Consider the following 10564-nt stretch of genomic DNA (forward strand, 5'->3'; position numbering starts at 1 on the left):
ACCGCTCACGCCCAGGTGACTTCGCTCGCGAACAGGTAGCCCGCGCCGTAGACGGTGCGGATCAGCTTCGGGTTCTGCGCATCGACTTCGAGCTTGCGGCGCAGGCGCGAGATGCGCACGTCGATGCTGCGGTCCAGCGGCGAGAGGTCGGGGTCGCCGCAGATCTGCTCGCGGGCGAGGATGCGGTTCGGGCGCTGCAGGAAGGTGCAGAGCAGCCGGGCCTCGCCCGAGCTGAGCGTCCATTCCTGCTGGTGGGTGCCGCGCAGGGTGTTGGTGTCGGGGTGGAAGATCCAGCCGCTGAAGTGCGCTTCGGCGGGGCGGCGTTCGTCCGGGAGCACGGGGCTGGCACCACCGCGTCGGCGCAGGATGCTGCGCACGCGCGCCACCAGTTCGCGTGGCTCGAAGGGCTTGGTCACGTAGTCGTCCGCGCCCAGCTCCAGCCCCATCACCCGGTCGCCCAGGTAGGCGCGGCCGGTGAGGATGAGCAGGCCGCAGTCGTGCTGGCGCTGCAGCTCCTGCACCAGGTCCATGCCGTCGGCGTCGGGCAGGCCGAGGTCGATGATGCACAGGTCCGGCTTGCCGACGCGCAGGCGCTGGCGCAGCTCGGCGGCGTTGCGGCAGACGTCGGTGTCGAAGCCGAAGTCGCGCAGCACGGTGTCCAGCAGCCGGGCGACCTCCGGGTGGTCCTCGACGATGAAGATGCGGGCGGTCATGGGGCGTCGAGGTGTTCGAGCGCATCCCCCAGCTCGCTGCTGGAAAACGGCTTGCGCAGCAGGGGTGGCCCGTCGCCTGCCGGCGGCAGGTTCACGGCGTCCGCATAGCCGCTGATCAGCAGGATGCGCATGTCCGGGTGGCGCAGGCGGGCCTGCCGGCTGAGCGCGCGGCCGTCGAGCCGGCCGGGCATGACGATGTCGCTGATGAGCAGGCCGATGTCGGGCACGGTCTGCAGCAGGTCGAGCGCCTCCTGCGCGTGGCTGGCCTCGATCACCGGGTAGCCCAGGCCGACGAGCTGGCGGCGGATGACGCGGCGCAGCTCGTCGTTGTCCTCCACCAGCAGCACCAGCGGCCGTTCGGCCTGCGCCGTGGCCGGTCCGGGCGAGGCGGCGGGGTGGCGCAGGGCGGTGGGGTCCTCGGTCCGGTCCTCGTCCAGGCCGGGGTGGCCGGACTGCGGCAGCAGCAGGCTGACCTGCGTGCCCTCGCCAGGGCGGCTGTGCAGGATCACGCTGCCGCCGCTCTGCTTGGCGAAGCCGTAGACCATCGACAGCCCCAGCCCGCTGCCGCTGCCGAAGCGCTTGGTGGTGAAGAAGGGCTCGAAGACGCGGGCCTGGGTCGCGGCGTCCATGCCGATGCCGGTGTCGGTGACGGTGATGCGCACGTAGTCGCCGGGCGGGACGTCGACCGCCGCGGCCGCCAGCCGGCCGAGGTGGACCGGGTGCGCCTCGATGCGCAGCTCGCCGCCCTCGGGCATGGCGTCGCGGGCGTTGATGGCGAGGTTGACCAGCGCGCTTTCCAGCTGGTGCGCATCCGTGAGCGCGCGCACCGGCGTGCCCGGCTCGGGCGGCACCACGACCACCTGCACGGCATCCGGCAGCGAGCGCCGCAGCAGGTGGACCGCGTCGTCGATCAGCTCCGACACATCGACCGGCTGCGGTGCCAGTGGCTGCTGGCGGGCGAAGGTCAGCAGGCGGCGGATCAGCTCGGCGCCGCTGTGCGCGGCCTTGAGCGCGGGCGCCAGGAACTCGGCCATGTCCGGGTCCCCCGGGTGGCGGTCGCGCAGCGCAGCGAGGTTGCCGATCATCACGGCGAGCATGTTGTTGAAGTCGTGCGCCAGGCCGCCGGTGAGCTGCACCACGGCTTCCATCTTCTGCGCCTGCACGACGGCGGCCTGCGCATCGCGCAGCTGCGTGATGTCCACCGAGAGCACGAAGCAGCCGAGCACCTCGCCGTCCGGGCCGATCTCGGGCACCAGCTCGCTGCGGGCGTGCATGGTGCGGCCGTGCAGTCCGGGCGTGGCGTATTCGTAGCTGACGCGCTGGCCCTGCAGCGCCACGCGCACATGGGGCGAGACGGCGGCGTAGACCTCGGCGCTCACCACCTCGGCGATCGAGCGGCCGAGCACCCGGTCCTTGCTGTGGCCGAACCAGTCGGCGTAGCCCTTGTTGACGTAGCGGTAGACCTCGTCGCGGTCGAAGTAGCCGATCATGGCCGGCACGGTGTCGGTGATCAGCCGCAGGCGCTCCTCGCTGCGGCGCAGGGCGGCAGTGATCTGCTGGTTGGCCTCGTGGGCGCTGCGCAGCTGGCGGTTGCTGGTGTGCTGCTCGGCGGTGCGCTGGGCGACGCGGCGCTCCAGCTCGGCGTTCTGCTCGCGGATCATGCGCTCGTAGCGGCGCTGGGCGGTGATGTCGGTGTAGAGCGTGATGAAGCCGTGGTGCGGCAGCGGCTCGCCGCGCACCGACAGGATCTGGCCGTTCGGGCGCTCGCGCTCGGTGCGGTGCGGCTGGAAGGTGCGCGCCATGCCGACCCGCTCGGCCACCAGCGCGTCGACATCGCCCGGCCCGTATTCGCCCCGCTCGGCGTTGTAGCGCATGAAGCTGTCGAAGGGCGCGCCGACGTAGGCGAGGTTTTCCGGGAACTCCAGCAGCCGCAGCAGCGCCTGGTTCCAGGCCACCAGCCGCAGATCGGCGTCGAACACCGTGATGCCCTGGTCGAGCAGATCCAGCCCGGCCTGCAGCAGCTCGTGGCGCTGCTGTTCGCGCAGGGTGTCGGAGAGGTCAGGGCGGCTCATCGGGCCGATTCTAGGAGCTGGGGAATAAATGGCGCCGAGGTGGCGCGCCGATGCAAACATTCGATACATTCCGACCGAGGTGCTGTAAATATCACGCCCGATCATTGCCGCCCAAGGACGCTGCAACATGTCCAACAAAGTTCGATGGAGACGCTGATATGCCTGTGACCGCCTACGACCAGGGCCTGGACCGCAACAGTGCCAATTTTGTGGCCCTGTCCCCACTGAGCTTTCTGGAGCGCACGGCGCACACCTACCCGAACCGGGTCGCTGTCGTCCATGGCGCACTGCGCCAGACCTGGGCCGAGACCTACGTCCGCTGCCGCCGGCTGGCCAGCGCGCTGCAGCGCCGCGGCGTGCAGGTCGGCGACACGGTGGCTGCGATGCTGCCCAACACGCCGGCGATGTACGAGTGCCACTTCGGCGTGCCGATGTCGGGCGCCGTGCTCAACACGCTCAACACCCGGCTCGACGCCGAGGCGATCGCCTTCCAGCTCGACCACGGCGAAGCGAAGGTGCTGTTCACGGACCGCGAGTTCTCGTCCACCATCCAGCGCGCGCTGGCGCTGATGACCGGCCCGCGCCCGCTGGTGATCGACGTGGCGGACGCCGAGTACGACGCCGGTGTCTTCCTCGGCGAGAAGGAGTACGACGCGTTCCTGCAGGAGGGCGATGCCGACTTCGCCTGGTCGCTGCCGGGCGACGAGTGGGACGCCATCGCGCTGAACTACACCAGCGGCACCACCGGCAACCCCAAGGGCGTCGTCACGCACCACCGCGGCGCCTACCTGAACGCCACGTCCAACGTCGTCACCTGGGCCATGCCGCGCCACGCGGTCTACCTGTGGACGCTGCCGATGTTCCACTGCAACGGCTGGTGCTTCCCCTGGACGATGGCGCTGCAGGCCGGCACCAGCGTCTGCCTGCGCCGGGTCGATCCGACGCTGATCTTCCCGCTGATCCGCGCGCACCACGTCACCCACCTGTGCGGCGCGCCGATCGTCTACGGGCTGCTGATCAATGCGTCGGAAGCCCTGCGCGCCGGCATCGAGCACACCGTGAACGGCCTGATCGCGGGGGCGGCGCCGCCGGCCGCGATCATCGAGGGCTGCGAGCGCATCGGCTTCGACATCACCCACGTCTACGGCCTGACCGAGGTCTACGGCCCGGCGGCGGTCTGCGCCAAGCAGGAGGCCTGGGCGGATCTGCCGATCGGCGAGCGCGCCCGGCTGAACGCCCGCCAGGGCGTGGCGCACACGATGCAGGAAGCCATCGCCGTGCTCGATCCCGAGACGCTGCAGCCCGTGCCGGCCGATGGCCAGACGATGGGCGAGATCTTCTTCCGCGGCAACGTGGTGATGAAGGGCTACCTGAAGAACCCCGAGGCGACCGCCGAGGCCTTCCGCGGTGGCTGGTTCCACACCGGCGACCTCGCCGTGATGGACCCGGACGGCTACGTGAAGATCAAGGACCGCAGCAAGGACATCATCATCTCCGGCGGCGAGAACATCTCCAGCGTCGAGGTCGAGGAGGTGCTGTACCGCCACCCGGCCGTGCTGGTCGCGGCCGTCGTCGCGGCGCCGGACCCGAAGTGGGGCGAGGTGCCGTGCGCCTTCGTCGAAGTGCGCGACGGCTCCGACGTCACCGAGGCCGACATCATCGAGCACTGCCGCCTCGGCATGGCGCGCTTCAAGGTGCCCAAGCGGGTGATCTTCGGCACGCTGCCCAAGACGTCCACCGGCAAGATCCAGAAATTCATGCTGCGCGAGCAGATGCGGTCGGCTTCGGCCATCGACTGAAGGAGCGCGCCATGACCGCGAGCAATTCGGACTTCATCCTGCAGACCGCCGGTCTGACCAAGGAATTCAAGGGCTTCGCTGCCGTGCAGGACGTGAACCTGAACGTGCAGCGCGGCCACATCCATGCGCTGATCGGCCCCAACGGCGCCGGCAAGACGACGGTCTTCAACCTGCTGACCAAGTTCCTGCAGCCGACCCGCGGCACCATCACCTTCAACGGCATCGACATCTCCCGCGAGGAGCCGGCGCAGATCGCCCGGCGCGGCGTGATCCGCTCGTTCCAGATCTCGGCGACGTTTCCGCACCTGACGGTGCTGGAGAACGTGCGTGTGGCGCTGCAGCGCAAGGTGGGCAACTCGTTCCACTTCTGGAAGTCCGAGCACACGCTGAATGCGCTCAACGACCGGGCGGTGGAGCTGCTGGAATCGGTGGACCTGGGCGCGTACGTCCACACCGTCACCGCCGAGATGCCCTACGGCCGCAAGCGCGCGCTGGAGATCGCCACCACGCTGGCGCTGGACCCGGAGCTGATGCTGCTGGACGAGCCGACGCAGGGCATGGGCCACGAGGACGTGGACCGCGTCGCCGAGCTGATCCGCAAGGTCTCGAAGAGCCGCACCATCCTGATGGTGGAGCACAACCTGTCGGTGGTCGAGACGCTGTGCGACCGCATCACCGTGCTGCAGCGCGGGCAGATCCTGGCGGAAGGGCCGTATGCGGTGGTGTCGAAGGACCCGCGTGTCCTCGAAGCCTACGTGGGAGTGGAAGCATGAGCACAGGCACCAGCATCACGGGCGCCAGCGCCTTCAAGCCCGGCGGCGAGCTGCTGCGGATCACCGACCTGCACGCCTTCTACGGCGAGTCGCACATCCTGCACGGCATCGACCTGACGGTGAACAAGGGCGAACTCGTCACGCTGCTCGGCCGCAACGGTGCCGGGCGCAGCACGACGATGAAGTCCATCCTCGGGCTGGTCGGCCGCCGCACCGGCAAGATCATGTTCAACGGCACCGACATCACCGCGATGGCGCCGCACCGCATCGCGCGGCTCGGCATCGGCTTCTGCCCGGAAGAGCGCGGCATCTTCTCCGGCCTGACCACCGAGGAGAACCTGATGCTGCCGCCGCAGGTCGCCTCGGGTGGCATGACGCTGGACGAGATCTACACGCTGTTCCCCAACCTGCACGAGCGCCGCCACAGCCCTGGCACGCGCCTGTCCGGCGGCGAGCAGCAGATGCTGGCGATGGCCCGCATCCTGCGCACCGGCGCCAAGCTGCTGCTGCTCGACGAGATCACCGAGGGCCTGGCGCCCGTGATCGTCAAGAAGCTCGGCGAGGTGCTGCGCCTGCTCAAGACCCGCGGCTACACCATCCTGCTGATCGAGCAGAACTTCCGCTTCGCCGCGCCGCTGGCCGACCGCCACATCGTGCTGGAGCATGGCTCCATCGTCGCGACCGTGACCAAGGCAGAGCTGCCGTCGCGGACCGAGATGCTGCACCAGATGCTCGGCGTGTGAGTCGCCCGGCCCCTCTCTGATCCCTGATTTACCGTACCCCGACACCACGAATCCCTCAGGAGACAACCATGACCTTCAAGCCCGCACTCCAGACCCTGTTCCAGGCCGTCGGCCTCGCCCTCGCCACCATCGGCGCCGCTTCGGCCCAGGTGTCGGATGGCGTCGTCAAGATCGGCGTGCTGACCGACCTGTCCGGCACCTACTCGGACGTGGCCGGCAAGGGCACCGTCATCGCCACCCAGATGGCCATCGACGACTTCAATGCCAAGGAAAAGCCGTCGTTCAAGATCGAGATGGTCTCGGCCGACCACCAGAACAAGGGCGACATCGCCGCCAACAAGGCCCGCGAGTGGTTCGAGCAAGGCAAGGTGGACGTGGTGTCCGAGCTGGTGACGACCTCGGTCGCGCTGGCCGTGCAGAAGATCGCCAAGGAAAAGAACCGCATCGCGCTGGTCTCGGGCGCCGCCTCGACCCGCGTGACCAACGAGGACTGCAACGACGTCACCGTCCACTGGACCTATGACACCTACGCGGTGGCCAATGGCACGGCCAAGGCCGTCACCAAGGCCGGTGGCAAGAAGTGGTTCTTCCTGACCGCCGACTACGCCTTCGGCCACTCGCTGGAGAAGGACGCCACCGACGTGGTCAAGGCCAACGGCGGCGAAGTGGTCGGCTCGGTGCGCCACCCGTTCCCGGGTTCGGACTTCTCGTCCTTCCTGCTGAAGGCCCAGTCCTCCGGCGCGCAGATCATCGGCCTGGCCAACGCCGGTGGCGACACCATCAACTCGATCAAGCAGGCAGCCGAGTTCGGCATCACCCCGAAGCAGCAGCTCGCCGGCCTGCTGATGTTCATCACCGACGTGCACTCGCTGGGTCTGAAGGCCACGCAGTCGATGTACCTCACCGAAGGGTTCTACTGGAACCTCAACGACGAGACGCGCGCCTGGTCCAAGCGCTTCTTCGACCTGCACAAGCGCATGCCGACGATGGTCCAGGCGGGCCAGTACTCGTCCGTCATGCACTACCTGAAGGCGGTCAAGGCCTCGGGCACCGATGACACCGCCAAGGTCATGGCGCAGATGAAGAAGACGCCGGTCAACGACTTCTTCGCCAAGAACGGCACCATCCGCGAGGACGGCCGCATGGTCCACGACATGTACCTGCTGCAGGTGAAGAAGCCGTCCGAGTCGACCACGCCGTGGGACTACTACAACGTGCGCGCGACCATCCCGGCGGCCGAGGCCTTCCAGCCGCTGTCGGCGTCGAAGTGCCCGCTGATCGCCAAGAAGTAATCCCCGGCGATCACAGGAAAGGCAGGCCACGATGGAACTCTTCGGCATCTCCTCCCAGGCACTGTTCGGCCAGTTGCTGCTCGGGCTGATCAACGGCTCGTTCTACGCCGTGCTGAGCCTGGGGCTGGCGGTCATCTTCGGCCTGCTCAACATCATCAACTTCTCGCACGGCGCGCTCTACATGATCGGCGCGTTCGTCGCGTGGCTGGGTCTGGAGTACTTCGGCATCAACTACTGGGCGGCGCTGATCCTGTCGCCGCTGGTGGTCGGCGTGCTCGGCGTCGTCATCGAGCGGCTGCTGCTCAAGCACCTCTACAAGCTCGACCACCTCTACGGCCTGCTGCTGACCTTCGGGCTGGCGCTGATCGGCGAGGGCGTGTTCCGCAACCTGTACGGCAGCTCGGGCCAGAGCTACCCGGTGCCGGAACTCCTGCAGGGTGGCGTGGACCTCGGCTTCATGTTCATGCCGCTGTACCGCGGCTGGGTCGTGGTCGCCGCGCTCAGCGTGTGTGCCATCACCTGGTACCTGATCGAGCGCACCCGGCTCGGCGCCACGCTGCGCGCCGCGACCGAACGGCCCGAGCTGGTGCAGGCGCTGGGCATCAACGTGCCGGTGCTGGTCACCGTGACCTACGGCGCGGGTGTCGCGCTGGCGGCGTTTGCCGGCGTGCTGGCCGCGCCGGTGGTGCAGGTCAATCCGCTGATGGGCTCGAACCTGATCATCGTCGTGTTCGCGGTGGTGGTGATCGGCGGCATGGGCTCGATCCTCGGCTCCATCGTCACCGGGCTGGGTCTGGGCGTCGTCGAAGGGCTGACCAAGGTGGTCTACCCCGAAGCGTCGGCGGTGGTGATCTTCGTGATCATGGTCGTGGTGCTGCTGCTGCGCCCGGCGGGTCTGTTCGGCAAGCAGGCGTGAAGTCGCAAAGGCACCAATCCATGAAACCCGTTGTCGCATCCTCGAAATCCCAGGCCAGTCTGATGTTCGGCCTGCTGCTGGTGGCCGGTCTGGTCGCGCCCTTCGTGGCCTACCCGACCTTCCTGATGAAGCTGCTGTGCTTCGCGCTGTTCGCCAGTGCGTTCAACCTGCTGCTGGGCTTTGCCGGCCTGCTGTCCTTTGGCCACGCGGCCTTCTTCGGCGGCGCGGCCTACGTCTGTGCGTGGCTGGTGAAGGAAGCGGGCTGGTCGCCTGAACTCGGGCTGCTCGCCGGCACCGTGGTCGGCGCGGGCCTCGGCGCGCTCTTTGGCTGGGTGGCGATCCGCCGCGCCGGCATCTACTTCGCGATGATCACGCTGGCGCTGGCGCAGCTGGTGTTCTTCCTCGCGCTGCAACTGCCGTTCACCGGCGGCGAAGACGGTCTGCAGGGCGTGCCGCGTGGCAAGCTCTTCGGCGTCATCGACCTGAGCGACAACCTGGCGATGTACTACTTTGTCTTCGCGGTGTTCTTCGCCGGCTTCGCGCTGATCTACCGCACGGTGCATTCGCCATTCGGGCAGGTGCTCAAGGCCATCCGCGAGAACGAGCCGCGCGCCGTCTCGCTGGGCTACCAGGTCGAGCGCTACAAGCTGGTCGCGTTCGTGATCTCGGCGGCGATGACCGGGCTGGCCGGCTCGATGAAGTCGCTGGTGTTCCAGCTCGCCTCGCTCACCGATGTGCACTGGCACATGTCCGGCGAGGTGGTCCTGATGACGCTGCTGGGCGGGCTCGGCACCATCCTCGGCCCGGGCGTCGGTGCCGCGGTCATCGTGGCGTTGGAGAACGAGCTGGCGGACAAGGTCGGCTCCTGGGTCACGGTGATCATGGGCGCGATCTTCGTGCTCTGCGTGCTGGCCTTCCGCCGCGGCATCGTCGGCGAACTCAAGGCGCTGCGCGCGCGCATCAGCTGACTCCAGGGTTGCATCATGAGGGAGAACCGGCAGGCCATGCCGATCCCCTCATGAGGCGCCTTCGCGCGCCACTCCAACCCCACAGGACTTCCATGGCGGCGACATCGAACTGGTTCACCTACGCCCTGCTGTCGGCGGTGTTCGCGGCATTGACGGCCATCCTGGCCAAGGTCGGCATCGCGGGCGTGAACAGCGACATGGCAACCCTCATTCGGACGGTGGTCATCCTGGGCGTGCTTGCGGCGTTCGTGTCTGCCACCGGGCAGTGGACGGACCCGCGCGCCCTGAGTCCGAAGACGTGGATCTTCCTGGTGCTGTCGGGGCTGGCCACGGGAGCTTCGTGGACCTGTTATTTCCGGGCATTGAAACTCGGTGATGCGTCCAAGGTCGCCCCCATCGACAAGTTGAGCCTCGTGCTGGTCGTCGTCTTCGCCGTGGTCTTTCTGGGGGATCGTCCGTCGCTGCGGGAGTGGCTCGGCATCGCGTTGGTCGCCAGCGGTGTGGTGGTCCTGGCACTCAAGTAACCGTGGCTGCCCGGTGTCGGGCTGGGAGTGCTGTCGAGCAGGTGGGCTGACATGCTGCAGCGAGCCGAGCCAACATGCGTCGGTGACTGCTGGCCATTCACTGTGCCGACAGCGCTGCCACAAAGCACAACGGGTCAGCGCCTTGTGAGCGCTGACCCGTTGATTTGTATGGTGCCGGAGAAAGGAGTCGAACCCTCGACCTTCTCATTACGAATGAGCTGCTCTACCAACTGAGCTACACCGGCGAAAGAACGCTATTGTAGCGGCAATCTCTTACTCTTGGGAAGAGGGTTGTGCGGTTTCAAGGTGATATTCCGTCACGCGCTGCACTTCGTTCTTCGAACCCAGGATCACGCTGACACGCTCGTGCAGCTTGGTCGGTCCCAGATCCATGATGCGCTGGTGACCATTGGTGGCCATGCCGCCAGCCTGCTCGACCAGGAACGCCATCGGATTGGCTTCATACATCAGACGCAGCTTGCCCGGCTTGGCCGGCTCGCGCTGGTCCCAGGGGTAGAGGAACACACCACCACGGGTCAGGATGCGGTGCACGTCGGCGACCATCGAGGCCACCCAGCGCATGTTGAAGTCCTTGCCGCGCGGGCCTTCCTGGCCAGCCAGGCACTCGTCGATGTATCGCTTCACCGGGGTGTCCCAGTGGCGCATGTTCGACATGTTGATCGCGAATTCCTTGGTGTCGGCCGGGATCTGCACGTTCTCGCTGGTCAGCACCCACGAGCCGGTCTCGCGGTCGAGCGTGAACA

At 67.6% G+C, this 10564-nt stretch carries 10 protein-coding genes and 1 tRNA gene; 7 read left to right on the forward strand and 4 right to left on the reverse strand.

Going from position 1 to position 10564, the window contains the following annotated elements; translation table 11 throughout:
* Nucleotides 1-5: 5 nt before the first annotated feature.
* Nucleotides 6-713, reverse strand: coding sequence for a response regulator transcription factor (locus AB3X43_RS06480; protein ID WP_369429044.1), 708 nt, complete (start codon nucleotides 711-713; stop codon nucleotides 6-8).
* Complete coding sequence (locus AB3X43_RS06485; RefSeq protein WP_369429045.1) at nucleotides 710-2785, reverse strand: PAS-domain containing protein; 2076 nt, start codon at nucleotides 2783-2785, stop codon at nucleotides 710-712. Before AB3X43_RS06485 ends, AB3X43_RS06480 begins: the two co-directional genes overlap by 4 nt.
* A 158-nt stretch (nucleotides 2786-2943) precedes the next feature.
* On the opposite strand from AB3X43_RS06485, the gene AB3X43_RS06490 reads away from it, so the two are divergent.
* The 7 genes from AB3X43_RS06490 (at nucleotide 2944) to AB3X43_RS06520 (ending at nucleotide 9800) form a co-directional block, all read left to right on the forward strand.
* Entirely contained in the window at nucleotides 2944-4584 is a 1641-nt protein-coding gene (locus AB3X43_RS06490) for an acyl-CoA synthetase (protein ID WP_369429046.1), read from the forward strand.
* Between the two features lie 11 nt (nucleotides 4585-4595).
* Nucleotides 4596-5357: an ABC transporter ATP-binding protein gene (locus tag AB3X43_RS06495; protein WP_369429047.1), complete on the forward strand. Its 762-nt coding sequence runs from the start codon at nucleotides 4596-4598 to the stop codon at nucleotides 5355-5357.
* Nucleotides 5354-6100 carry an ABC transporter ATP-binding protein gene (locus AB3X43_RS06500; protein WP_369429048.1) on the forward strand — a complete coding sequence of 249 codons (747 nt, stop codon included), beginning with the start codon at nucleotides 5354-5356 and terminating at the stop codon, nucleotides 6098-6100. Before AB3X43_RS06495 ends, AB3X43_RS06500 begins: the two co-directional genes overlap by 4 nt.
* A 68-nt stretch (nucleotides 6101-6168) precedes the next feature.
* Nucleotides 6169-7392: an ABC transporter substrate-binding protein gene (locus AB3X43_RS06505; RefSeq protein WP_369429049.1), complete on the forward strand. Its 1224-nt coding sequence runs from the start codon at nucleotides 6169-6171 to the stop codon at nucleotides 7390-7392.
* Between the two features lie 31 nt (nucleotides 7393-7423).
* Nucleotides 7424-8308 carry a branched-chain amino acid ABC transporter permease gene (locus AB3X43_RS06510; RefSeq protein ID WP_369429050.1) on the forward strand — a complete coding sequence of 295 codons (885 nt, stop codon included), beginning with the start codon at nucleotides 7424-7426 and terminating at the stop codon, nucleotides 8306-8308.
* A gap of 20 nt (nucleotides 8309-8328) precedes the next feature.
* A complete protein-coding gene (locus tag AB3X43_RS06515; protein WP_473965070.1) occupies nucleotides 8329-9276 on the forward strand; it encodes a branched-chain amino acid ABC transporter permease in 948 nt (315 codons plus the stop codon).
* A 92-nt stretch (nucleotides 9277-9368) separates the two neighbouring features.
* Entirely contained in the window at nucleotides 9369-9800 is a 432-nt protein-coding gene (locus tag AB3X43_RS06520; protein ID WP_369429051.1) for an EamA family transporter, read from the forward strand.
* Between the two features lie 169 nt (nucleotides 9801-9969).
* Here the strand turns inward: AB3X43_RS06520 and AB3X43_RS06525 are convergent.
* Nucleotides 9970-10045 (reverse strand) — tRNA-Thr (locus AB3X43_RS06525).
* A gap of 28 nt (nucleotides 10046-10073) precedes the next feature.
* Nucleotides 10074-10564: class 1 fructose-bisphosphatase (locus AB3X43_RS06530; RefSeq protein ID WP_369429052.1), on the reverse strand; the 491-nt coding region annotated here is incomplete at its 5' end.

The organism is Sphaerotilus sp. (assembly GCF_041083715.1).
GTDB lineage: Bacteria > Pseudomonadota > Gammaproteobacteria > Burkholderiales > Burkholderiaceae_C > Sphaerotilus.

Excerpts from the sequence above, each read along its gene's own strand:
- AB3X43_RS06490 (WP_369429046.1), top strand. The coding sequence starts at position 2,944 with ATGCCTGTGACCGCCTACGACCAGGGCCTGGACCGCAACAGTGCCAAT.
- AB3X43_RS06510 (WP_369429050.1), top strand. The coding sequence starts at position 7,424 with ATGGAACTCTTCGGCATCTCCTCCCAGGCACTGTTCGGCCAGTTGCTG.
- AB3X43_RS06505 (WP_369429049.1), top strand. The coding sequence starts at position 6,169 with ATGACCTTCAAGCCCGCACTCCAGACCCTGTTCCAGGCCGTCGGCCTC.
- AB3X43_RS06515 (WP_473965070.1), top strand. The coding sequence starts at position 8,329 with ATGAAACCCGTTGTCGCATCCTCGAAATCCCAGGCCAGTCTGATGTTC.
- AB3X43_RS06500 (WP_369429048.1), top strand. The coding sequence starts at position 5,354 with ATGAGCACAGGCACCAGCATCACGGGCGCCAGCGCCTTCAAGCCCGGC.
- AB3X43_RS06495 (WP_369429047.1), top strand. The coding sequence starts at position 4,596 with ATGACCGCGAGCAATTCGGACTTCATCCTGCAGACCGCCGGTCTGACC.
- AB3X43_RS06485 (WP_369429045.1), bottom strand. The coding sequence starts at position 2,785 with ATGAGCCGCCCTGACCTCTCCGACACCCTGCGCGAACAGCAGCGCCAC.
- AB3X43_RS06520 (WP_369429051.1), top strand. The coding sequence starts at position 9,369 with ATGGCGGCGACATCGAACTGGTTCACCTACGCCCTGCTGTCGGCGGTG.
- AB3X43_RS06480 (WP_369429044.1), bottom strand. The coding sequence starts at position 713 with ATGACCGCCCGCATCTTCATCGTCGAGGACCACCCGGAGGTCGCCCGG.